This window comes from Nocardia asteroides, assembly GCA_019930625.1.
Classification (GTDB): Bacteria; Actinomycetota; Actinomycetes; order Mycobacteriales; family Mycobacteriaceae; genus Nocardia; species Nocardia sputi.
In genome coordinates this window covers 7,109,875-7,133,266 of sequence record CP082844.1, presented here as the reverse complement: position 1 = coordinate 7,133,266, position 23,392 = coordinate 7,109,875, and the positions used below count along the sequence as shown (strand labels likewise).

At 70.9% G+C, this 23,392-nt stretch carries 21 protein-coding genes and 1 riboswitch; of the genes, 5 read left to right on the top strand and 16 right to left on the bottom strand.

Translation table 11 applies throughout. The features are described from left to right. Positions 1-200: 200 nt before the first annotated feature. The 4 genes from K8O92_32250 to K8O92_32235 all read right to left on the bottom strand — a co-directional run bounded on the left by K8O92_32250 (position 201) and on the right by K8O92_32235 (position 5,750). Positions 201-1,220, bottom strand: a complete 1,020-nt coding sequence (locus K8O92_32250; GenBank protein UAK32307.1) for a phytoene/squalene synthase family protein — start codon at positions 1,218-1,220, stop codon at positions 201-203. After that, positions 1,217-2,932 (bottom strand): alpha-(1->6)-mannopyranosyltransferase A, encoded by a 1,716-nt coding sequence (locus K8O92_32245; GenBank protein UAK32306.1) that lies wholly within the window; start codon positions 2,930-2,932, stop codon positions 1,217-1,219. The genes K8O92_32250 and K8O92_32245 overlap by 4 nt, the downstream gene beginning before the upstream one ends. Before the next feature lie 63 nt (positions 2,933-2,995). Next, positions 2,996-4,579: a phytoene desaturase gene (crtI, locus tag K8O92_32240; protein UAK32305.1), complete on the bottom strand. Its 1,584-nt coding sequence runs from the start codon at positions 4,577-4,579 to the stop codon at positions 2,996-2,998. Between the two features lie 37 nt (positions 4,580-4,616). Next, a complete protein-coding gene (locus K8O92_32235; GenBank protein UAK32304.1) occupies positions 4,617-5,750 on the bottom strand; it encodes a polyprenyl synthetase family protein in 1,134 nt (377 codons plus the stop codon). A gap of 184 nt (positions 5,751-5,934) precedes the next feature. Between K8O92_32235 and K8O92_32230 the strand changes: the two genes are divergently transcribed. After that, on the top strand, positions 5,935-6,936 hold the full coding sequence (locus tag K8O92_32230) for a methylenetetrahydrofolate reductase (protein UAK32303.1): 1,002 nt from the start codon (positions 5,935-5,937) through the stop codon (positions 6,934-6,936). A 66-nt stretch (positions 6,937-7,002) separates the two neighbouring features. Here the strand turns inward: K8O92_32230 and K8O92_32225 are convergent, their stop codons facing one another. The 7 genes from K8O92_32225 to K8O92_32195 all read right to left on the bottom strand — a co-directional run bounded on the left by K8O92_32225 (position 7,003) and on the right by K8O92_32195 (position 14,774). After that, positions 7,003-8,163, bottom strand: coding sequence for an LLM class flavin-dependent oxidoreductase (locus K8O92_32225; GenBank protein ID UAK32302.1), 1,161 nt, complete (start codon positions 8,161-8,163; stop codon positions 7,003-7,005). Next, the gene (locus tag K8O92_32220) at positions 8,160-8,966 is read right to left on the bottom strand and encodes a DUF1684 domain-containing protein (GenBank protein ID UAK32301.1); all 807 of its coding nucleotides are present in this window, start codon (positions 8,964-8,966) and stop codon (positions 8,160-8,162) included. Before K8O92_32220 ends, K8O92_32225 begins: the two co-directional genes overlap by 4 nt. A 109-nt stretch (positions 8,967-9,075) precedes the next feature. Next, positions 9,076-9,588, bottom strand: coding sequence for a hypothetical protein (locus K8O92_32215; GenBank protein ID UAK32300.1), 513 nt, complete (start codon positions 9,586-9,588; stop codon positions 9,076-9,078). Continuing rightward, a complete protein-coding gene (locus tag K8O92_32210; protein UAK32299.1) occupies positions 9,588-11,210 on the bottom strand; it encodes an ABC transporter ATP-binding protein in 1,623 nt (540 codons plus the stop codon). Before K8O92_32210 ends, K8O92_32215 begins: the two co-directional genes overlap by 1 nt. Continuing rightward, positions 11,207-12,079, bottom strand: a complete 873-nt coding sequence (locus tag K8O92_32205; GenBank protein ID UAK32298.1) for an ABC transporter permease — start codon at positions 12,077-12,079, stop codon at positions 11,207-11,209. Before K8O92_32205 ends, K8O92_32210 begins: the two co-directional genes overlap by 4 nt. 68 nt (positions 12,080-12,147) lie before the next feature. After that, entirely contained in the window at positions 12,148-13,152 is a 1,005-nt protein-coding gene (locus K8O92_32200) for an ABC transporter permease (protein ID UAK32297.1), read from the bottom strand. 2 nt (positions 13,153-13,154) lie between these two features. Beyond that, positions 13,155-14,774 (bottom strand): ABC transporter substrate-binding protein, encoded by a 1,620-nt coding sequence (locus tag K8O92_32195; GenBank protein ID UAK32296.1) that lies wholly within the window; start codon positions 14,772-14,774, stop codon positions 13,155-13,157. A 120-nt stretch (positions 14,775-14,894) separates the two neighbouring features. Continuing rightward, a riboswitch (SAM riboswitch) is annotated at positions 14,895-14,988 on the bottom strand. 385 nt (positions 14,989-15,373) lie between these two features. Here K8O92_32195 and K8O92_32190 point away from each other — a divergent pair. Beyond that, entirely contained in the window at positions 15,374-16,081 is a 708-nt protein-coding gene (locus tag K8O92_32190) for a hypothetical protein (GenBank protein ID UAK32295.1), read from the top strand. A gap of 27 nt (positions 16,082-16,108) precedes the next feature. Here K8O92_32190 and K8O92_32185 read toward each other — a convergent pair whose 3' ends face one another. From K8O92_32185 to K8O92_32165, 5 genes are all read right to left on the bottom strand, one after another. Then, the gene (locus tag K8O92_32185; protein ID UAK32294.1) at positions 16,109-17,275 is read right to left on the bottom strand and encodes a glycosyltransferase; all 1,167 of its coding nucleotides are present in this window, start codon (positions 17,273-17,275) and stop codon (positions 16,109-16,111) included. Positions 17,276-17,310: 35 nt separating this feature from the next. Then, on the bottom strand, positions 17,311-18,084 hold the full coding sequence (locus K8O92_32180; protein UAK32293.1) for a DUF3153 domain-containing protein: 774 nt from the start codon (positions 18,082-18,084) through the stop codon (positions 17,311-17,313). A 62-nt stretch (positions 18,085-18,146) separates the two neighbouring features. After that, positions 18,147-19,031: a carotenoid biosynthesis protein gene (locus tag K8O92_32175; GenBank protein UAK32292.1), complete on the bottom strand. Its 885-nt coding sequence runs from the start codon at positions 19,029-19,031 to the stop codon at positions 18,147-18,149. Beyond that, positions 19,028-20,593 (bottom strand): NAD(P)/FAD-dependent oxidoreductase, encoded by a 1,566-nt coding sequence (locus K8O92_32170; GenBank protein UAK32291.1) that lies wholly within the window; start codon positions 20,591-20,593, stop codon positions 19,028-19,030. The genes K8O92_32175 and K8O92_32170 overlap by 4 nt, the downstream gene beginning before the upstream one ends. Positions 20,594-20,600: 7 nt before the next feature. Then, on the bottom strand, positions 20,601-21,212 hold the full coding sequence (locus tag K8O92_32165; protein ID UAK32290.1) for a GNAT family N-acetyltransferase: 612 nt from the start codon (positions 21,210-21,212) through the stop codon (positions 20,601-20,603). Positions 21,213-21,388: 176 nt separating this feature from the next. On the opposite strand from K8O92_32165, the gene K8O92_32160 reads away from it, so the two are divergent. From K8O92_32160 to mraZ, 3 genes are all read left to right on the top strand, one after another. Then, entirely contained in the window at positions 21,389-21,829 is a 441-nt protein-coding gene (locus K8O92_32160; protein ID UAK36076.1) for a hypothetical protein, read from the top strand. A gap of 174 nt (positions 21,830-22,003) precedes the next feature. Further along, positions 22,004-22,417: a DUF3040 domain-containing protein gene (locus K8O92_32155; protein ID UAK32289.1), complete on the top strand. Its 414-nt coding sequence runs from the start codon at positions 22,004-22,006 to the stop codon at positions 22,415-22,417. Positions 22,418-22,820: 403 nt separating this feature from the next. Next, positions 22,821-23,252, top strand: a complete 432-nt coding sequence (mraZ, locus tag K8O92_32150) for a division/cell wall cluster transcriptional repressor MraZ (protein UAK32288.1) — start codon at positions 22,821-22,823, stop codon at positions 23,250-23,252. Positions 23,253-23,392 lie beyond the last annotated feature (140 nt).

Below are 23,392 nucleotides of genomic sequence, written 5' to 3'. Positions count from 1 at the left end.
TGAGCGGTCTGGCGTGATTCGAACTGGACGTGGTCGTTGCGGCGTGTGACCGTGCGACCAGGTTCCTGGTCGGTGGTCAGCCGAGTTTTCGGGGCGGTTCGAGAGGCTCTGGTGGAATCCCGGGCAGGGAGTCCAGCACGGTGGTGGAGGCGATTCGCGCAGTCGTCGCCGGATAGGCGGGATGCGCTGGAACCGAGCGGTCAGCGCTCGAATCTGCCGCGCAAGGCGGCTGTGGTGAATTCGGCGGCGGCGACGCGGAGGCGGTGGTGGCGGGGGACTACGGCACGGTGGTCGAAGACGGCGTAGTCGCTGCGTTCGATGTGGTGCAAAATGTCGGCGTAGAGGGTGGCCGCGGTGCGGATGGCGGGGCGGACGCGTGGTTCGAGCAAGTCGATGCCGGGTTCGGCGCGGCGGTAGAGATCCCGGTTGACCGCGACGAGGTGGGCGAGAGCGCGGCGGACGCGCGGGTCGGTCAGCCCGGTGCGACGGCACTCGCGCAGCAGGTCGTCGTGAACGCCGAACGCGGCGAGGGCGTCGGCGGGCAGATAGACCCGGTCGCGGTCGAGATCCTCCGCGACATCGCGCAGGAAGTTCGTCAGCTGGAACGCTTCGCCCAGCGCGGCGGCGGCCGGCTCGGCCTCCGGCACCGGGACGACCGTGCCGAGCACGGGCAGTAGTTGCAAACCGATCGCGGCCGCCGAGCCGCGCATGTATTCGCGCAGCTCGCCCAGGCCGGCGTAGCGGTTGCGGAAGGTCGGGGACCCCGGCGCGTCCATCCGCATGGAATCCAGGAACGTCCAGAAGTGCTGGGCGGCGATGCCGTACCGGTGGATGGTGTGGATGACGGCGGCCAGGATGAGAGTGCGCGGCCGTTGGTCGGCTTCCCATGTCCACCAGTGCTCGGCAGAAGACAGCGGCGCACCGCCGGCGCTGCCCGTTTCGTCGGTGCCCGCCTCGAGCGCCGCTCGCAGATCCCGCTCGATGAGATCGATCTCCGCGGCGGGCGAGCGCTCGGGCGCCACGGCAGGCCTGCCCGCGCGGTCGACGACGTCGTCGACCATGCGCGCGAACGCGTACAGCGCGTGCACGGCGGGCCGCCGCTCGGCCGACAGCAGCCGGGTGGCCAGGAAGTAGGTGCGCCCGTGGGTGGCGGCGATCTGCCTGCACTCGCGGTAGGCGAGCGGGAGCAGGACGGAACCCGGTAGGCGGCCTTCGGTCATGGGGTGGCGGCCGAAGCGGTGGCTTCGCCGGGCGTGGCCGTGACGTTGCCCGGCGGCGCGGCGCGCAGCCGCAGCGGGTCCACCGTGCGCAGCGACATTGCCGCCACACCCGCGGCGAAGGTGGCGGCGACGACGTGCCAGAAGTTGTACAGGCCGATCGAACCGTCCGGCTGGAAGACCAGCATGAGCCAGGTGCACACGCCGACCAGCGTCATCAGCGTCGTCGTGGACAGCGCGAACCCGGCGGCCAGTGCCAGCGGCCACGAGTAGTACCAGGGCAGCGCGGCGGGGGAGAGGATGACGATCGCGACGAACGCGATCAGGATGCCCAGCACGGCCTCTCGCTCGCTGTGCCGGAACCGCCACCAGGTCCAGGCCAGCACGGCGACCAAGGCCAGCGCGCACATCGCGCGGGTGACTTCGAGTACCAACTCCAGCCGCAGCGGCGTGATCCAGGTGATCGCGTGCGCCATCACGGTCGGCAGCGACAGCCAGTTGATGATCTTCTTCGACCCGGACAGCGCGGTCAGCCAGCCGATACCGACGCCGGCGATGGCCGAGGCGGCGACGAACACCACCGCGAACACGCTCAGGCCAAGCCCAGCGATCTTGGCGAACATCAGCGCCGGATGCGGCATGTCCTCGGTGGGCTCCGCGGCGTCGCCGGGTTGCTCGCTCGCGGGCAGGTGCTCGGGATCGCGCCCGACCCGCTGCGCCGCGCGGCGTTCGCGTTCGTGCAGCATCCAGATCCAGACCAGGAACGGCAGCGCCACGCCCGCGGTCGCCTTGATGGCCACGCCGATGGCGACGACCACGATGCCCGCCACGTGGTGGCGTTCCAGCACCAGCGCGATGCCCGCGCACATCAGGCCGACCATCAGCATCTCGTTGTGCACGCCGCCGATCAGGTGGATCAGCACCAGGGGGTTGAGTACCGCCAGCCACAACGCCACGGTCGGCTTGCCGCCGAGGTGCTTGGTCAGATACGGCACCGCCCACATCATCAGCGCCAAGCCGGGCAGCATGACCAGCCGCATCGCGATGGTGCCTGCCACCACGTTGTCGCCGGTCACGGCGGTGATCGCGCGTCCGAGCAGCAGGAAGACCGGGCCGTAGGGCGCGGTGGTCGTGGTCCATACGGGACTGACGTTGTCCAGCAGCACGCCGGGATTCGCGACCGGTCCTACCTGATAGGGGTCGAAGCCGTCGCGCAGCAGCGCGCCCTGGGCGAGGTAGGAGTAGGCGTCGCGGCTGAACATCGGCACGGCGAACAGCAGCGGCGCGATCCAGATGCCGACGATGGCGCGCAGTTCGTTGAGCGTCACCCCGGCGCCGGTCCGGTCGCCCGTGCCGATCGTGGCGCGCCCGAGCCGTACCCAGGCGGTGACCATGAGCAGCACGCCGACCCAGATGCAGATGGTCGACAGCGCGTAGCCGTGCCCGAACCGCAGCCAGGACAGGTGCATGGCCTCCAGCAGCGGATCCCGCTTGCGGACGCTGCCCGCCCCGAACCCGCCGAAGGTGATCATGATCGCGCCGAAGAACCCGAGCAGGGCGGCATGGCCCTCCGGGCTTCTGGCGAAGTCGGCGGAGGCGCGCATCGACCACAGGAAACCACGGGGGGCGGCCGATTCGCGACGTGCCGAGGCGGGCGAGGGGCGGGTGCCACCGGTGGAGGCGGCCTCTGCGGTGCGCGTTTCGGGGGATGCCATCTGGTGTCGGTCCCCCCGAGTGGTCGGCGGTCGCAACCGCGAGCGAATAGGTCGGCGCTTAGTTTACGGCGTCGCCTCGAACACTATCCGGCTGGTGCGCGGCGTTCCACGCGAAGTGCGCCCGATCTCGCGGGCGATGCGGTTTGCCGCCAGTTTTCCCGAGAGCAGAGCGGTCGGTACGCCCACGCCCGGAGTGGTGCCACAACCGGCAAGGACCACGTTGTCGCGGTAACGGGGGAAATTACTCGGCCGAAACGGACCGGTTTGCCGGAAAAGGTGGGCCGCGGAGAACGGTGTGCCCGCGAGCATTCCGTGATCGAACCACGTGCGAGGCGTGTCGAGCCGGTCGACGGCGAAGTGCTCGGCGATGCCCCGGTAGCCGCGTGCTTCCAGCACGGTGAGCAGCTCCCGGAGGTAGGCGGGCCCGAGCCGCGGCCAGTCCAGCGGCGCGGCCGACAGGTTCGGGCACGGCGCGAGCAACGAGAACGGCTCGTACCGTCCGTCGCCGCGTTCGATGAACAGGCTCGGATCGGTCAGGGCGGGCCGGGTCAGCAGCAGCGAGGGATCCTTCATCAGCCTGCCGCGTCCACCGCGGGCGGCGATCTCGGCGAACGTGCTGTCCCAGGCCTGCCCGAACTCGATGGTGTGGTGCGCCTGCACCGGCCAGCCTGCCGCGACCGCGGCGGGCACGGTGCCGTGCGCGACGACCGCCGACGGCGAGGCGCGCAGCCCGCGCCGGGGCCGCACACCGAAACGGTCGAGCGAGCCGAGGTCGGCGGTGAGCACGAGCGCGTCGCAGTCGAACGAGCGGCCGTCGGCGGTGCGGGCGCGGCGGGCCCGCCGGCCCGCGTAGTCGATGCCCACCACTTCGGCGCCGAGTTCCAGCGTGCCGCCGGCTTCGGTGAACGCTTGCGCCAGCGCCACGGCGATCGCCCGCATACCGCCTTCGGGGAAGTAGACGCCCAGGGAGGTGTCCATGTGCGGAATAGCGCCGTAGACGGCCAGCGCCCGGGCGGGCGGCAGACCCGCGTACAGGGCCTGGAAGGTGAACAGCCGTGCCAGGCGCGGATCACGCAGGAACCGGCGGACCTGCGGGCCGAGCCTGCCGAAGCCGCCGAGTCGCGCCAATTCGACCAGCGCGCGGCGCTTTTCGGGAATTCGCACCATATCCAGCGGCGAGTCGAAGTTCGTGTCCATGAACTCCGTGAACTCGGCCGCGTACACCCGGGCCAGCCAGGTGCGCAGCCGCCGGTATCCCCGAGCCTCGGCCGGGCCGCAAGTCCGCTCGACCTCCGCGGCCATGGCGTCGGCCTCGGCGAACACCCTGATCTCGGCGCCGTCGGCGAACCGTGCGTGATAGCCCGGCGCCAGCCGGTGGATGCGCAATGGCGGCACGCAGTTCTCCGGGGACCGGCCGACGGCGGCGAGCGCGTCGGTGATCAGCTCGGGCAGGGTGAGCACGGTGGCGCCGGAATCGATGTCGTAGTCACCGCCCCGGTAGCGTCCGACCCGTCCGCCGGGGTGGTCGGCTCGCTCGAGCAGCGTGACCGTGCGAGCCGCACCGGTGAGATGCAGGGCGGCCGAGAGGCCGGCCAGTCCCGCGCCGACCACCACGACTCGCTCGGTAGGTCCCGCAACGGTTCTCATTCGGTTCGTCTCCTTGCCGTCGCGCGATCGGACGTGCTCACGCGGCGCGTTTGGTAGCGGCCAGCGCCATCGCGCGCAGCCGTTCCTTCGCCGCGGACGTCGCCGAGCTGGACTCGATGGCCGCCAGACCGCTGTCGGTCAGTTCGGCGATCCGGCGTTCCACCTCCTCGACCGCGCCGAGCTCGACGAGCAGCGCGCGTAGCCGCTGCACCTGTTCGGCGCTCAGGTCGGTGCCGATGCTCGAGCGCAGCAACGCGGCCGCGCCGGTGTCGGACTCGTCGGCGCGGCGCAGCGCGTCGGCCAGCAGCACGGTGCGCTTGCCTTCGCGCAGGTCGTCACCGGAGGGCTTGCCGGTCACCGCCGGGTCGCCGAACACGCCCAGCAGGTCGTCGCGCAACTGGAAGGCGATGCCGATGGCGGTGCCGAACGTGCGGTAGGCGTCGATCAGTCCTTGGTCGGCGGCGGCGATCGCCGCGCCGAGGTGCAGCGGGCGTTCGACGGTGTAGGCGGCGGTCTTGTAGCGGTTGATCCGCAGCGCGGCCTCGACCGATTCGTCGCCGCCCGCCTCGCCGTTGACGTCGAGCAGCTGGCCGCCGAGCACCTCGGTGCGCATGTCGGCCCACACCGGCGCGAATCGGGCGACGGCCGCGGGCTCGAGGCCGGAAGCGTGCACCATGTCGTCGGCCCAGGACAGCGCCAGATCCCCGACCAGGATGGCGACGCTGGTTCCGAAGTGCGCCGAGTCGCCCGCCCACCCGCGGTCGCGGTGGCGCTGCTCGAAGTCGACGTGAACGGTGGGGAAGCGGCGGCGGGTGCGGGAGGAATCGATGATGTCGTCGTGGATCAGCGCGCAGGCCTGCACGAGCTCGAGCGCCGAGCAGGTGGTGAGCACCGCGGCGGCCTCGGGGGCGTGCGGGTCGCCGCCCGCGCCGAGCCATCCGGTCCACGCGAACGCGGGCCTGGTGCGTTTCCCGCCGCGTAACACGAACTGCTCGAGCGTGTCGGTGGCTTCGACGAAGACCGGGCCGAGTCGTTCGGTCGTCGGGCGTCGGGTGGCGAAGAAACTGGCCAGCGCGTCTTCCACGGCGGTGACGAAGGCGGGCGTGCCCGGCTGCGGCACTGCGGGCCGCGGCGTCTGAGTCCCTGTTGCGGCGGACAGAGGAGCCTCCAAGGTCGTGCGGATGGTGGACGCACGGGGTCGCGGAGGGTGCCCGGGCGCTGCGGGTGATTCGGGGCCGGACGGTAACGGTCGCGCGTGTCGCTCGGCGTGGCGAATTTGCCGCCCGATGCGAAGAATACGCGGGGCGTCCGAGCGACCCGACGGGGCCGCCATCGGCCACCTCTACACTGAACCGGTGACTTTCGACAACGTGCGGGGCAGCTCGACCCCTGGCCGGCCGTCCCGGACGCACCCGAACGTCTCTGGAACACCCTCGGTCGTACAGAGTCTGCGGGCTCACGGGGAGCGCGCGGTGCCGTTCTCCGTGGAGTTCAATCCGCCCCGTGACGCCGCCGCCGAGGCGCGGCTGTGGCGTGCCGTGCGGCAGTTCGAGCGCATGCATCCCGCGTTCGTGTCGATGACCTACGGCGCGGGCGGCTCCACCCGCGACCGCACCGTCCGCGTGACCGGGCAGCTCGCGCAGGAGACCACACTGCTGCCTGTCGCGCACCTGACCGCGGTGGAGCACAGCGTCGCCGAGCTGCGCTCGCTGGTCGGCGCGTACGCCGACTGCGGGATCCGCAACATCCTGGTCTTGCGCGGAGACCCGCCCGGTGACCCGCTCGGCGAGTGGCACAAGCATCCCGACGGCGTCTCCTATGCCGAGGAGCTGGTGCGCATCGTGCGCGACCTCGGTGATTTCCACGTCGGCGTCGCCTCGTTCCCGCAGGGCCACCACCGTTCGCCCGACCTGGCGACCGACACCGCGTTCCTGGCCGCGAAACTGCGTGCGGGCGCGGAGTATTCGATCACGCAGATGTTCTTCGACGTCGAGCACTACCTGCGGCTGCGGGATCGTCTGGTGAAACTCGACCCGATCGAAGGCGCCAAGCCGATCATCCCGGAGCTGATGCCGATCACCTCGCTGCGTACGGTGCAGCGCGCCGAGGAACTGTGCGGCAGGCCGCTGCCCGCCTCGGTCATGGGCCGGCTGCGCGAGGCGGCGGGCGAAGGCGGCGAGGAGAACGCCGCGGCGGTGCGCGCGGTCGGCATCGAGATCGCCACCGAGATCGCGCAGCGGCTGATCGACGAGGGCGCGCCCTGCCTGCACTTCATCACGCTCAATTTCGCCAAGGCGACCAGCGAGGTGCTGACCAACCTCGGTTACGGCGTCACGGCCGCGCCGGTCAGCGTCTGACTCCGGCTTCGTACCTGCCGCGCGGCTCCGGCCGGTGCGCTCGCGGGCATACCGGCCGGAACAGGATCAGGCCGCCCTCGCCGCCCGCAGTCCCCACGCCTCCGCGAGCAGCCGGTGCGATTCCAGGCGGTCGGCGTGCCGATGGGTGATCGTGGTGACCAGCAGTTCGTCCGCGCCCGCGACCCGTCGCAGCGCGGCGAGCCGCTCCACGACGGTGCCCGGCGCACCCACGAACTGGGTGGCCAGTCGATCGTCCACCAGGCGCCGCTGCTGCGCGGTGAGCGGCGAGACGGTCGCCGGATCGGGATAGTCGGCCGCGCCCGCGCCGCTGCGAATGCTGTAGACCCAGTGGCCATAGCCCGCGGCCAACCGCCGGGCGGTCGCGTCGTCCTGGGCGACCACCACGTCCGCGGAGATCACCACATAGGGCTCGGCCAGCTCGGTGGACGGGCGGAATGCCGCGCGATACGCCTCGATGGCCTCCAGCGCGGTGCCCGGCGACACGTGGTAGGCCGCGGCGAACGGCAGCCCCAGGCGTCCCGCCAGCGCCGCGCTCTCGCCCGCCGAGCTGCCGAACAGCCACAACCGCACCTGTGCGCCCTCTCCGGGAACAGCGTGCAGCGCGACGCCTTCGGGGCTGACGAAGGTACCCGCCAGCAGGGCGCGCACCTCGTCGACCTGCTCGGCGAAGTCCAGCGGCTGCGCCCCGCGCTGCTGCAACGCGCCCACCGAGGCGATGAACTTCGACCGGTCCACGACGCGGCCCGGGTCGAACGGCGGCGGAACCACCACGCCGTCACGGATCTCGGTGCGCCCGGTCACCGAGTCGACCACCGGCTTCCCGCCCTTGGGCCGCGCGGCTTCGGCCCCGAACTGCCCGCGCCGATGCCCCGACCGTCCCAGTCCCAGGTCCAGGCGGCCCGGGTACAGCGCGTCGATCGTGCCGAACGCCTCCACGATCGAGGCCGAGGTGTGATGACCCACCTGCACCGCCGCCGAACCCACCCGGATGCGCTCGGTGGCCGCCGCCACCAGCCCGATCAGGGTGATCGAGGAGGAGCTGGCCACCGAGACGAAGTGGTGTTCGGCCAGCCAGTACCGGTGGTAGCCCCATCGTTCGGCGTGCCGGGCCAGATCGACGGTGTTGCGCAGCGCCTGCTGCGCGGTCGAGCCCGCGCTGATCGGCGACAGGTCCAGGATCGAGAGGGGTACGGCTCGACCGCTCATGCCGCGCGTCCCTGCCGCGGATCCTGTTCGCCCGCTTCGATGGCCACGCGCAGCCGGTTCTGCGCGGGTGCCACCGGGCAGGTCGCGAAGTCGGTGAACGCGCACGGCAGATTCGCGGCCCGGTTGAAGTCCAGCACCACCGTGCCGTCCGCGTCGGGACGGCTGACCGACAGCGAACGCGCCGCCGGGTAGGTCGTCACCCCGCTCGTCGCGTCGGTGAACAGCACCCGCAGATCGTCCCGGTCGCCGAACGCGACGACCCGTTCGGTCACCTCGCCGATGCGGAATTCGATGATGCCCGCGGCGCTGTGGTGGTGCTCGAGACCCTCGACCACAGCGCCGGTGGTCACGGTCCGCTGTTGCTCGAACTGTGTGAACCGCCCCGGCACCACCCAGCGCGGGTCGGGCCGGTAGGCCGGGATGCCGTCGAAGCTCAGCAGGCCCGGCGCGGCCGGGTCGTGCACCCGGACGGCGTAGCGGCCGGTGCGGCGGATCACCTCGAGGACCCGTTTCTCCTGCCGCACGGTCAGTCCGGGCGCGCCTTCCGCGGGGGTGACGATCTGCACGCCCGCGATGCCCAGCCCGTCGTATTCCAGGCGGTCGGCGGGCTGGGCGGTGATGAACACTTTGTCGTCGGTGACCCACCAGGTACCCGGCAGGCCCGGCAGCCGTTCAGGGCGGTCGGTGAGCCAGTGCAGGCCGGTCAGGCTGAGGAAGCCGAGCGGGTCGCGCAACTGGTCCTCGCGCGCGTGGTGCCAATGTGCCCACTCGGTCTCGAAAACGCTGGTGATGCTGGTGGTCATGACGCTTCGGCTCCTTCGTGGGCGGTGATGCGATGGGGAGGGCGCGGGCCGAGGTGGTCGCGCGAGGTGGCTTCGGTGTTCTGGGTGCGGAAGAAGTCGGGCCGCGCCATCAGGCCGGGCCTTCGGTGTCGATCTGCCGCCGCAGCGCCGGATGCGTCACCGCTGCGGCGGCATCGGGTGCCAGGAGCAGAGCCTGCTGCCACAGCGCGGCGTGCATGCCACGCGAGGACCGGATGAGGCGGCGGTCCCGCTCGGCGCGGACGGGTGCGACCGCGTGTACCCGCGCGTTACCGGAGGTGTCGGCCGCACGCGGGGCGCGCAGACGGGTGCGCCACCAGCGGGCCGGACCGGCTTCGGGGGCGGCGGGCTCGGCCGCGAGGTCCGGTGCGGGGGGTTCGGCGTCGGTGTCGGCCGGTTTCCGGTTGAAGGCGGAGTACACCATCAGGGCGATCCTTTTCGGTCGGTGCCACCACGTGTTCGGCTTGTGGCCGGTGGTGGGCTCCGGTGAGTGGGGGCGGTTGGTCGCAGAGGACGGGACGGCGGGTTCGAGGCGGCTGCGGCACGGCGCCCAGTGCTGCTGCCGGTTCAGCACCCGGCTGTGGCGGTAGGTCGGCTTCGGCATCAGAGAACGCCATTCGTGACGGCGGCGCCGGGTATGGCCGACAACAGCTCTCGGGTGTACTCGTGCCGAGGGGTGCCGAAGATCTCGGCGGTGCGGCCGGATTCGACGATGCGGCCGTGCCGCAGCACCGCGACGTGGTCGCTGATGCGGCGCACCACCGCCAGATCATGCGAGATGAACAGGTAGCTCAGCGACAACTCCGTCTGGAGGCGGTCCAGCAGCTCGAGGATCTGCGCCTGCACGGAGGCGTCCAACGCGGAGACCGGTTCGTCGAGTACCAACAGCTCGGGATGCAGCGCCAGCGCCCGCGCGATGGCGACGCGCTGGCGCTGTCCTCCGGACAGTTCGGCGGGCCTGCGCTGCGCGAACCCGGCCGGCAACGCCACCTGTGTGAGCAACTCCGCCACCCGGTCGCGCCGTCGCGCGCGATCGCCGACCCGGAACGCGCGCAACGGTTCTTCGATGATCGAGCCCACCCGCCAGCGCGGATCCAGTGAGGCGTACGGATTCTGGTACACCACCTGGAAGCGCTTGCGCAGCGCGCGCAGTCGCGAACCGCGAGCCGCCGACAGGGGTTGCCCGTCGAAGACGACCTCCCCGCGGTCGGGTTCGGTGAGCCGCAACGCGATCCGCGCGGTGGTCGACTTGCCCGATCCGGATTCGCCGACCAGCGAGAGGGTCTCGCCGCGGCCGAGTTCGAAGCTAACCCCGGCCACCGCCGTCACGGTGTCGCCGCCGTGCGCCCGGAAGGTCTTGTGCACCTCGCGCAGGACCAGCAGTGGCGCGCCGTCGCGGGTCCTGGGCTCGCGGTCGCCGTCGGCCGGAGCGAGACCGGGTGAAGCGGCCAGCAACCGCTTGGTGTACGGGTGGCGCGGTGCGGCCAGCAGCTGCGCGGTGGCGCCGCTTTCGACCACCTCGCCGCCGCTCAGCACGATCAGCCGGTCCGCACGCTCGGCCGCGACCGCCAGATCATGGGTGATCAGCAGCACCGCCGTACCGCGCGCCGCGATCTGCTCGGCGAGCCGGTCCAGCACCCGGCGCGCTACGGTCGCGTCCAGCGCGCTGGTCGGTTCGTCCGCGATGACCAGATCCGGTGCGCAAGCCAGCGCCGCGGCGATGAGCACCCGCTGGCGCTGCCCGCCGGACAACTGGTGCGGGAATTGCGTCGCCCGCAGTCGCGGCCGGTCCAGCCCGGCGTCGGCCAGCAGTTCCAGCGCCCGTGCCCGCGCCGCCGCGCGACCGGCCAGCCCGTGCACCAGCAGCGCCTCGGCCACTTGATCGCCGACGCGCCGGACGGGGTTCAGGGACAACCCGGGGTCCTGCGGGACGAAGCCGATGCGTGCTCCGCGCAGCCGACGCATGGCGCGTTCGGATCCGGTGTCGACCACCTCGCCGTCGAAGGTCACGCTTCCGCCCACGATCTCGGCGTTCGCCCCGAGCAGCCCGATCACGGCGTGGGCGAGCGTGGACTTGCCGGAGCCGGACTCGCCGACCAGCGCCACCACCTCGCCGCGTGCCACGGTGAGCGACACACTGTCCAGCGCGGCCACAGGGCCGGAGTCGGACCGATAACGCACCCGTAGATCCTCGACGTGCAGCAGTGCAGATGTCGTGGCGCTCACGCGCGTTCTCCCTTCCCGATCGCGCGTCCGAGGCGCTGGGCGGCGAGTACGACGGCGATGATGACCGAACCAGGCAGGGTGGTCATCCACCACGCGGTCGCGAGGTAGTTGCGGCCCTCGGAGATCAGCGTCCCCCATTCCGGGGTGGGCGGCTTCGCGCCGTAGCCGAGGAAGCTCAGCGCCGACACGGCCAGCACCGCCATGCCGAATTCGACCGCGGCCAAGGCGAGCACGGGCTGATAGGAGTTGGGCAGCACGTGCCTGGCCAGCACCGTGTACCAGCGCACGCCCGCGGCGTGGGCTGCCTCCACGTACACCGCCTGGCGGACCCGCAGCACCTCCGAACGCATCACGCGCGCGAAGTTGGCCACCAGCGAAACGCCCACCGCGACGGCCACGTTGCGGGTGCCGAAACCGAGAGCGGTCACCAGCGCCAGCGACAGCAGCAACGCGGGGACCGACAGCAGCACATCGACCAGCCGCATGAGGACGGCGTCGATCACGCCGCCGGTCGAACCCGCCAGCAGTCCCAGCAGCGATCCGGCGACGAGCGCGATGCCCACCGCGGACAAGGTGGCGGTCAGCGAAAGACCGGCGCCGTGCACCATCCGGGTGTAGAGATCGCGTCCGAGATTGTCGGTGCCGAACCAATGCTCGGCGCTGGGGGCCTGGAACTTCTGCGCGGGCACGCCGGTCAGCGGGTCGCCACCGGCGAATACCGACGGCGCCAGCGCCCATCCCACCGCCAGCAGCGCGACCGCCCCCGCGATCAGCAGTCCGGCATTGCCGCGCAGCGTCTTCCAGCTCACGGTCGGTCGCCGGATGCCGGACAGTACCGCTGCGCGCCGTTCCTCGGTCACGTCAACCACGAGATCTCACCCCTGGGGCAGCGGCGCGCCGAGCGGGCGTGCGGCGGTCCCTGGGAGCGGGAGCAATGTCAGGCACGAATGATCGCCTCCTCGGCGGCGTCGACGGCGGTCTGCTCGGACTCGCCGCTCGCGCCGCGGGAGCGGGCCGCGATGCGCGGGTCGAGCAGCGGATACAGCAGGTCCACCGCGAGATTCACGCTGACGAACACCGCCGAGGTGAGCAGCACGATGCCCTGCACCACCGGGATGTCCTGCGCCAGCACCGCGGTCTGGGTCAGCCGGCCGACGCCCTGACGGGCGAAGACCGTCTCCACCACCACCGATCCGGCGAGCATGTTGCCGACCAGGACGCCCGCGATGGTGAACGCGGGCACACTGGCCGGGCGCAGCACGTGCGTGCGTTGCACCCACCAGCGCGACCCGCCCTTGGCCAGCGCCACGTCGACGAACGGCTGGCGCCAGGTGGTTTCGAGCCCGGCGGTGAGCACTTGCGCGATGACCGCCCCGATCGGCAGGGCCAGGGTGATCGCGGGCAGCACCGTGCCCGCGAAACCGTGCCCGCCGAACGCGGGCGCCAGGCGCAACTTGAACGAGAACACCTGCAGCAGAAGCAGTCCGGTCCAGAACGTCGGCACCGAGACGCCCAGCGACGGCAACGCCGCCAGGGCGTTGCGCAGCCACGGTCGACGGGTATGGGTCGCCGCGAACGCCAGCGAGACGCCACCGGCGACCGCGAAGAGCAGGGCGGCGCCGGTCAATTCGAGCGTGGCGGGCAGCGCGTCGCCGATCGCGCCGGTGACCTGTTGCCCGGTCGCGATGGAATGCCCGAGATCACCGCGAACGGCGTGCCCGAGTGCGGTCAAGTACTGTTCCCACAGCGGCCGATCCAGCCCGTAACGGGCCTGCAATTCGGCGATGGCGGCCTTGTCCACCGGTGTGCCCGCTCCGCCGCCGTCGGCCGCGATCGAGACCGGATCGGCCGGGAGCAGGTACAGCACCACGAACGACAGCGTGAACGCCGCCCACAGCACCCAAATCGCCTGCAGCACCCGCAGCGCCGAGTAGCGCGCCATGACTATCGTCCGCTCAGCCAGGTGTCGAAGAACTGCAAGCGCGCCGACGCTTCGAACTTCAGATCCCGCGTGTTCGGGCCCGCTCCGATGGCCTGGGACAGCTCGACGGTCGGGATGAACAACCCCGCCTCGAGGACCTGCTGTTGCGCGGTGCGGATGAACCCGTTTCGTGCCGTGAGGTCCACCGTGTCGAGCTGGCCGTTCAACGCGTCGTCCAGCGACGAGATCGGGCCGCGGACATTGAGATTGCGCCCGTCGAGTCCGAAGGAGGTGCGCAGGATGTCGCCGTCGGCGCGGGTGGTGTTGAAGTAGGCGGTGTCGAAATCCTTGCTGTTCTGCCGCGCGGTGGTCTCCGCCACCGACACCAGGTCCAGTTTCAGCTCGACGCCGACCTGCCGCAGCTGCTGCTGGACCAGTTCAAGGATCGCCTGGTTGCCCGCGAACACCTGGCTGAAGAGCACCGAGAAGCTCAACCGCTCATCGTTCTTCGTCCGGATGCCGTCCGCGCCGGGCGCCCACCCGGCCTGGTCGAGGATGGTGCGCGCCTTCGCCGGGTCGTAGGCCAGGTGCGCCGAGAGGTCGGTGTAGCCAGGGGTGGTGCCGGCCAGCGCGCTGGTGGCGGGTTCGAACTGCGGGCCGAGCACGGTGTCCACCAGTTGCTTGCGATCGATCGCGGGCAAGAGCGCGTGCCGCACCGCCGGATCGCGCAGCGGACCGCGGGTGACGTTGGGTTGCAATCCGAACGGAATTCCCGGGTTGGCGATGCTGAGCACGCGTCCGCCCGCCGCCTCGATCTGCGGGGCGTCCTGCGGCAGCGCGTCGCTGATCGCGTCCAGCTGCCCGGAGGCGAGACTGCCGGTGCGCACCCCGGATTCGGGCACGACGGTGAACTCGATCTTGTCCAGGTAGGCCTCGCCGCGATGGGCGAACACCGCCGAGCCCCAGTGGTAGCCGGTGCGCTTGGCCAGCGTCACCGCCGCGTCCTGGCGGTAGGCGGCGTAGGTGAACGGCCCGCTGCCGACGTTGTCGCCGAGGCAGCGCTGCTCGGCGGGCTTGCTCGTGGTCGCGTCGGCCAGGATGCCGAGCTGGGTGGTCGAGGACGCCTGGAGGAATTGCGCGTTGGGCTTGCTGAACTCCACCCGGACGGTGCGCCGGTCTACCGCGGTCGTGCCGACGTAGTTGGTGAGATAGCTGCTGCCCAGCGGCGCCTTGCCCGAGCCGAGCCGCACGATCGAGTCGAAGGTGTTGCGCACCGAGTCCGCGGTGAGCGGCGTGCCGTCGCTGAAGGTGACGCCGTCGGCCAGGTGGAAGGTGAACACCTTCGCGTCGGGGCTCACTTCCCAGCGTTGTGCCAGCCACGGCTTCAGCTCGCCGGTCGCCGGTTCCTGGTCGGTCAGCGAATCCACGATCTGCCGGGCGACGTACAGCGTCTGGTTGGTACCGGCCTGCGCCGGATCCGAGCAGGTCGGCGCCTGGGACAGGCCGTAGCGCAAGGTGCCGCCCGGCTGCGGTGGTCCCGCGTCGGCGCCTGGCGCGGCCGAATCACTGCCGCAGGCGGCCACGGTGGCGGCCGCGGCGAGCGCACAGGCCAGCGCGGCGATTCGGTGACGGGTTGGGATCACGAGGCAACTCCAGATACTTCGGTGCGGGCGAGTAGCTCGCCCTGGTACGACTCGGTGTCCGCGACGCCGGTCGGCAACGGTCGGCTGGGAATGCGGCGGCGCGGTTCGAGCACTTCGGTTCCTCCATCGGTCCCGGCGGAAGCACCCGCACCCGGTGACCGGGGGGTTGCTGCGACGTCGACGAGCCAGGTCTCTCAGTCGCTCTGGATGGTTGGCGTCAACCCTCCCGTCAGCGGGTGTCAGGGTCGAGCCGAATCATGATGCCCAGCAAGCGAAGGCTGGAACAAGGGAACTAATCACCGTGAGCGTAGATCTTGTCCCACGCGGTCGCATCGGGTCTTTGTAGTAACCAGGCATGCGCTGCTCTGTCGAGCGCGGGTGCGCGCCGGTCGCGTGATCACCGAGGGCGTCCAGCCGAAAGTCGGCGGCTCGATGCAGCATACGGTTCTCGCCGAGGGGCCGGGACGCAGGTCGGCCCCGCAAGTCTCCCGTTCCGGGCAAACGAGACTCACCGCAAAATTGCTGTGCGCAATCCCGGCTGCTGGGCGCGTTTGCCGGAGTACTGTGCCCCTCGATCGTTCCGCCGATGAGGAGGTTTCGTGACCATATTGCGCCGTCTGACCCAGTTGTCCGCTGTCGCGACCAGTTCGATCGCCCTCGTGCTCGCCGGGCCCGGCGCCGCGCTCGCGGCCCCGGATGCGACCATTCCCGCGTTCTCCGACCAAGTCGTGCCGATCGCCGCCCCCGGTGACCTGCTCGGCGCCTATCACGCCGCGGTCGACGCGCTGCGTGCGCTCGGCATCCAGCCGTTCGCCTACCCGACCGCGTCCGCGTTCTGCCTCGACAACACCACGGCCGGTCTGGCGCCCGCTGTCGCGGGCGCCATTCCGGGGCCGTGGCCGAAGAACACCGTGCAGATCCCCGGCCTGGACCTCAGTGCGGTCAAATCCGGGCAGGCCATGTTCACCTTCGTGCCCTACGGCCTCGGACCGGACGGCCCGAACACCGCGGGCATGCAGGTCGCCTGGCTGAACCTGAGTACCGGCCGCAGCGGCACGGCCGCCATGGGGACGCTGTCGGAGATCGCCCGCGCGATGATTCCCGCGGCCGTCCCAGCGGACCTGCGGCCGGGCGCCGAGCAGGCCATCCGGGACTTCCTCGTCGCGGCCCTCCCGATGGGCGGGGTGCGTGCGATTCCGGTGGACACCGGCAAGGGCACCGTGCTGGCCGCGGTGTTCGGCACGGTTCAGAACGGCGCCAAGCCCTGTTTCTTCCTGCCGACGGTCGGAATCACCGCGGTGCCGTGAGGTCGCGGCCGCCGCGGCACGGTCGGCTCAAGCGAGCGAGCGACCTTTCCAGCGCGCCGTGCCGCGGCGGCGGGCCCGATGCGAACGCGCCCACAACAGCAGATACGCCGCCACTGATGCCGGATGCGCCGCGGCGGCCAGCACATCGGAGCCTCGCAGCGGACCGCCGGTTTCGGTCGAGCGGGCCAGCAGCCGCCCGGTGACGGCGGCGAGCCAGCCGATCACACCTGTCCGCCGGGCCGAGCCCCGGCCCAGCACGGCCGCCGCGGGCGGCACCCAATAGGCAAGGGCGGCAAGCAGTCCCACCGCCGCTCCGCCCGTGATCGTGCCGTCGTAGGCCGACCAGAGCCACCGGGTGTAGCCGGCGTCCAGTTCGGCGGCGCCGTGATACATCCTGGTTCGAGCCAGCGGTCCCGCGGCCGCCAGAACGGTCGAGTGCCCGCCCCGTCGCAGCGTACGGGCGATGTCGAGGTCTTCGGTGACGCTCCCGGCCACTGCCGCGTGGCCACCCGCAGCGCGGTACACGGCGTTGTCGAACACCAGGAACTGGCCGCAGGCCACCGCCGTGGACGGCCGCAGGCTCCGGTCGGCCGCGGCGATCGGCAGCGTCGAGGCCCACGACCAGCACAGCAGGGGCTGCACGAGGGCCTCCGCCATCGAATCCGCTTCTTGCAGCGGCCAAGGCGAGACCAGCGCCGCTCCTCGTCTGCGCAGCGCGCCGACCGCCGCCGCGAGCGCCGCGGGGGCCAGCCGCACGTCGGCGTCCAGGAAGATCAGCACCGGCGTGGACACCTCCTCGGCCAGCCGCGCGCAGGCGGCGGCCTTCCCGGTCCAGCCGGGCGGCGGGTCGGACTCGGTGCGCAGCAGGGTGAAACGAGGGTCGTCGCCGATCGCCGCGCGGGCCGCGGCGCCGGTGTCGTCGGTGGACGCGTCGTCGAGGATGCGCACCGCCATGCGCGGTAGGCCGACCTGGGCGCGCAGGTCGCCGATCAGATCGGGTAGCCGCCCGGCCTCGTTGCGCGCCGGGACGCAGACGGTGACCGGTTCGATCACCGTCGCAGGGGTATTCGCCAGCCGCTGCACGGTGATCCGGTTGTATAGCGCGATGCCCGCGCCGAGCGCCGCCACGGCGGTAGCGCCGGCGGGCAGGATCGAGTTCGCGCGCAACGTCTTCGGCAGGTCGGCACTCACCATGCGCGCCACGCTATCCCGCCGCACCGACCTGCCGCTCAGCGATTCTGCGTCACCGTGCGCCACCAGCGGCTCAGGGAGAAGCCGACTTCCGGAGCGCCGGGCGGGGCGGGGTTGCGGTCCATGTACGCCATCGCGGCGATGATGGCGGCCACCGCGAGCGTGATGCCGCCGACGATGCCTGCCCAGCCCGCGAACGAGCGGGTGTTCGGGTCGGCGTAGCTGACCTCGGCGCGCAGTGTGGAGACATCGCCGGGCGGGAGCTTCCAGGAGACCACGTTGTCGCCCTCGCGGCTGCCGTTGGTCTTGGCGACGCGAGCCGGGAAAGCGATAGTGAACTGCACGTCGGAGCCGTGCGGCGGGACGGATTTCAGATCCACCCGCCCCGTCAGGCCGACCAGGTCGCCGGTGCGCTGGAACTGCAACTGGAACATGCCCTGGGTCTGCTCGGACAGCTGGCCGAGCTGTTGCACTTCACCGAAGGACAGATCCTCGAAGAAGACCTGGCTGCCGGAGTACCCGTCCTGGGCGTAGGGCTCCACCCGCACCTTCGCGGCCAGCGTCTCGGGCGCCTTCAGTTGCGGGCCCTTGTCACCGGGGTCGGCGGGCACCACGGCGGCGACGATCCGTCCGGACACCCGGTCGTTGGACGAGACACCCATCGATACCTGAACCCGCAGGCAGCCCGCGAGCATCGGCGCCAGCATCGCCGCGAGCAGAACGGCCGCCGCGACGCGCACGCCGCGGCGTGAACCCCGCCGCTGCGGCGGCTGCGGAGCATCGGGCTTCGTGGTGACGGGACTCGGCTGCACGGGTGACATCGTGCCAGTCCATCCGCCCGGAATGAAACGCGCCGGTCTCCGCGCGCGTCGGCCTACCGCACCGGGCGTGGCGCGCCGGGTCGGCGGCGCGCGCGGGCCGCGGCCACCAGCAGGGGAACGCCCAGCACAGCCAGGCCCGCGAAGCCGTAACCGGCGGACGGCAGCAGGTCGAGGAACACCGCGTGGGCCAGCGCCGACCCGAGCCAGGTCCACAGGAACAAGGCCACGGGGACGGTGAGCGCGACCGCCTGCCCGCCTGCCCGTGGGGGATCCGGCGCCGCGCGCTCCCAGATCGCGAGCAACGCGCCCATCACGAGCGCGACGGCGAACCATCCCAGGTAGTTGGTCACCGGAATCCAGTCCAGTCCGGGCAGTCCGGAGCTGGTGTCACACCAGGTCCACTGCCCGTCGGCCACCATCTGCGGATCGAGGAACAGATCCCAGCCCACCGCGCCGGCCGCTGTCCACATGATTCGCGCGCCCGTGTGCCGGGACAACATCCCGGCCACCGCCCATACCGGGTACATTCCGCCGGTCCACGCCAGCGGGATGATCAACGGAACGTCGAACAGGGCGGGACCGAGCCGGTCGGTCGCGTACGAGTAGCAGCCGAACGGCATTCCCGTCGCGGTGCCGATCACCTCGGCCGCGAGCCCGATGCCGGACACGATGACCAGGAAGCCGACGGCATAGCGGAATCCCCTGGTCACCGTCGCGTGTGCCACGGCGGCTCCGGCGCACAGCAGCACGATCGCGACAGTGATCCGGTCGCGTGCGCCGCCGGTGGTCAACGGATAACCGATCTGCGCGACGATGGTCAGCGCGACGAAGACGAGGGGCACGAGAGAGCCCGCCGAGCGGTACCCCGGATCCCGGGGGTGCTCCCGCACGGAGACATTCCGTTGCGTCGTCAGGGATAGGTCGCCAGCGTCGGTCATCGTCGCAGCCACCGCGAAATCCGGCGCCGGTTCATCTCGCGCAGGGCGAGGGTGGCGGCCGTGCGGCCACTTGCCCCGGAGACGCCGCCACCGGGATGGGTGGACGCGCCCGTCAGATACAGCCCCGGCGCGCCGGGCACCCGCTGCCCGGCCAGTTCCGGGAGCGGCCGCCACAGCATCATCTGGTCCAGCGACATCTCCACGTGCATGACGTTCCCGCCGACGAGCCCGAGTTCGCGCTCCAGGTCCACCGGCGTCTGCACGTGGGTGCGCGACACCGTCTCGGCGAAACCGGGGGCGTAGGAATCGACTTCGGCGATGATGCGGTCGGCTTCCCGCTGTGCGAGATCGGCCCAGTCGGCGCCGGAGGCCAGCCGGTACGGGTGCCACTGCGCCCACAGTGACAACTGATGCTCACCGGCCGGGGCGATGGTCGGGTCGAGGGCGCTGAAGCTCATCGCCAGCACGACCGGTCGCGGCGGCAGGTCCCCCGCCAGCGCCGCGCCGTGCGCGCGACGCAGCTGCGCGCGATCGGACACCAGCAATTGCAGGCCGCGGGCGGAGTGCTCGGCCGGGCTGCCGGGGTAGTGGGGCAGCGCCGAGGTGGCGGCCCGCACGACCATTCCGATCCCGGGGCCGACGCGGATGCGCCTGTGCCAGTCGTCGAGCACCGCGCCGTCGAAACCGCCGTCGTGCAGCAGCTCCAGCGTGGTCAGCACATGGCTGCCCGCGATCACGATGTCGGCGCGCCGCTCTCGGCCCGACGCGGTGCGCACCCGCCAGCGATCGCCGTCGCGGCGCAGGGCGGTCACCGCGTCACCCGCCGTCACCACCCCACCGTCGGATCGCAGCCGAGCCACCAGTGCGGTGGTCAGCGCGCCGCTGCCGCCGACCGCGCGCCCCGGCGGGAGCGTGTGCATGAGCGCGGCGAAGCCCACCATCGGCGCCGTGCCCGGCTCCGACATCGGCGGTCCGGACTGCGCGCCGAACCAGGCCAGCGACGCCTTCAATCGTTCGTCCTCGAAGAAGGTGTCCAGCAGCGCGTCTCCGGACTGGAGGAACTCCCGCGAGAGGGCGCTGCCGCCGTCTCGGGCGTCCAGTCCCCAGAACGACCGGACCAGCCTCCCCGGCGTGGGTCCGCCGCCGAAGGCGCGCATCACGCGGGCGCTGCGCGGTCCCCACACCTGGACGAACCGGCGATAGGCCGCCGCGTCCCCGCGGCCGCAAGCCTCGGCGATCGACGCGCAGGTCGATTCCAGGTCACGGTGGAACACGAGGGCGGGGCGCCCGGCGTGGGCGGGCGTGAAACCCCATGGGTCGCAGTCGATGTACCGCAGCCCGAAGCGATCGAGTTCGAGTTCCTCGATGATGCCGGTGTGGCGGATCATGATATGCGCCGACGAGCCGCGATCGACCTGATGGCCGGGGAACCGTTCCACCGTCGACACCGCGCCGCCGAGGACGTCGTCGCGTTCGAGTACCTCGACCTCGTGTCCGGCGCGGGCGAGATAGCACGCGGCGACCAAGGCGTTGTGGCCCGAGCCGACGACGACTACCGTCACGTGACCCTCACAGCGGCAGCCGCCTGCCGAGGATCGCGAAGGGGCGGTTGTCGCCCGCGAACACGAAATTCCGGATCACGTCGGTGAATCCCTGCCTGCGGTACAGCCGCCAGGCGCGGTTGTCCTCACCGGTGACCTCGGGCGTCGACAGCAGCACCGCGCGCTCGGTGCGGTCGCGCAGCAGGCGTTCCAGCAGCGTGGCGCCGATGCCGCGGCCCTGCGCGGTGGGATGCACATGCAGTTCGGTGAGTTCGAAGTAGTCCGAGAGCAGTTCACGCGCGGAGTGTTCCGGCCAGCCCGAGCGCCGCATCCCGCTGTGCACCTGCTGGTGCCACCACTGGTGCGCGCCGCCGCGATAGCCGTAGGCGATCGCCACGATCGGAGCGCGGCGCAGATCGATCCGGCCGGAGTCGTCGGGCAGCACCGCGGCGACCGCTTGCCAGCCGGGCCGGGTGGTGTGTTCGGTCCACATCGGAGCGCGATGGTTCTCCGTGCCACGCGGATAGTCCATGGCGGCCACGTAGACCGCCAGCGCGTCGTGCAGCCGGGAGCGCAGGGCCGCCACCGACAGATCGATGACGGCGGGTGCGGGGATGTGATTGGGCTTGACGGCGGTCATGGCTCTCGTCGGTCGCGCGGACGCGGAAGTTTGTCGGTGGGCGTCTCTATATTGAAGCTCAATTCAAACGTTCGAATACCTGTTCGGTCCGGGTGGTGCCGGAAAGTGGTGGGGGACCCCGCCTCCAGCACGGGATACGGGCCAAGGTACGCGATGGTGGAGGGACGGCGATGTCGATGTCTGGTCGAGTGGAACATCCGGGCCGGCCCGGCCGGGCCGGCAAGTTGCTGGAGCGCGCGGACGGGTTGCTCATGCAGGCGGCGGGGGAGCGCGATCCACGGGAGCGGTTCCGCACCGCCTACCTGGCGGCCCTGCGCGGCGCGGGCGCGGTGATCGCGCTCACGGGCGCCGATGCCGCCCCCCGGGCGCGCTCGCGCAACGCGTGGGTACTGATGCAACGCGCCGCGCCCGAGTTCGTGATGTGGGCGGACTACTTCAGCGCCCGCTCGGAGATCCGCGCCGCGCTCGAGGCCGGGCTGGACCGCAATGTCGACGAACACGAGGCCGACGAGTTCTCCTCGCGGGTGGCGGCATTCCTCCATGACGTGGAAGATCTCCTCGCGGCGTCGGCCAGGTTGCGACCTGCTCCGGGATTGAGCGGGGGAATGACCGCTTAGTCGGCGTAATTCGCTTCGTCCCCGCGCGGCTGAAGACAGACTGAGTCGGACTGCGCCCATTAGGTGGTCTGGCCCTGATCGAACTCGTATCATTGGTGACAGATAGCCGCCAAGGTCGGCTATCTGTCGCCTACCCGGAGGCGACAGCCACGTCCTAGTGCCGGGGGAGGTACCGTGCCACTCTCCGAGCACGAGCAGCGCATGCTCGAACAGATCGAGAGCGCTCTCTATGCTGAGGATCCCAAGTTCGCCTCGTCCGTCCGCGGCGGACGGCTTCGTTCGACCTCGAGTCGTCGCAGACTCCAGGCCGCGGCGTTGTTCGTCCTCGGCCTTTTTCTCCTCGTCGCAGGCATCGCAGCGCCCGTGAAGCCCGGCGGCTTCCCGATCATCAGCCTGATCGGGTTCATCGTGATGTTCGGCGCCGGCGTGCTCTTGCTGCTGGGCACCTCCAAGAACGTCGCCAAGACCGATCGGCCAGGCGGCGAGACCCCCTCCGGCGCCTCGGGCGGACGAGGGCGTCAGCGCAAGTCCGGCGGATTCTCCGAGCGTATGGAGGACCGCTTCCGCAGGCGATTCGAGCAAGAGTAACTCGCCCGTAGCCTGACAACTTCAAGCACAACCGGCGACGCCGCACCGCAACGGTGCGGCGTCGCCGGTTCGCGCGTGCGGGCGCCGACGCGACGATGATCTTCGAACCAGGCTCCCCACTTCCCCACACCTCCCCACGAACTTCCCCCACCAGACCCCCGCGCACGGTCCGCCAGGGGGTTTGCTGGGTGTTTTCGGGCGTTTGTCCGAGGGGGTGGCGCGTGTCGGCAGAACTCGCGAAAGTTCACCACGCCGGTGATAGCTGGGATGACCTGCGGAATCGTCTGGGTCGGGAGCCAGATCACCGCTTGTTTCGATTGAAAGTGGGGGAAAGTGGGGTAATGTGGAGCGCGCAGTACTGAAGAGCCGACCATCGAGGTGATCGACCAGGGAGGTATCCGAGTTGTTTCTCGGTACCTACACACCTCGCTTGGACGACAAGGGGCGACTTACGTTGCCTGCGAAGTTTCGAGACGATCTGGCGGGAGGGTTGATGGTCACGAAGGGGCAGGACCACAGCCTTGCCGTGTACCCGAAAGAAGAGTTCACCGCGCTCGCCCGGCGTGCCGCGGCGGCGTCTCGAAGCAATCCGCAGGCCCGTGCGTTCGTCCGGGCACTCGCGGCCGGAACGGACGAACAACGTCCGGACGCGCAGGGCCGGATCGTGTTGTCCGCCGACCATCGTCGCTACGCCAACCTGAAAAGGGATTGCGTCGTGATCGGTTCGGTCGACTTCCTGGAGATTTGGGATAAGCAGGCGTGGGAATCCTACCTCGCCGAGCACGAGGAGGACTTCTCGCAAGCCAGAGACGAGTCGCTGGGCGGAATCTTCTAGCCGCGGGCGCACGAGTGCCACGCGGTCTCTGCCCGGACGCGGACCCTGACGTACTTCCCCGACGCCAGGTGCCGAGGTTCGGTCAGAGACCACGGGGCATTCGTATCCGTATCGAAAGCATTGTGTATCAAGGCGACCCG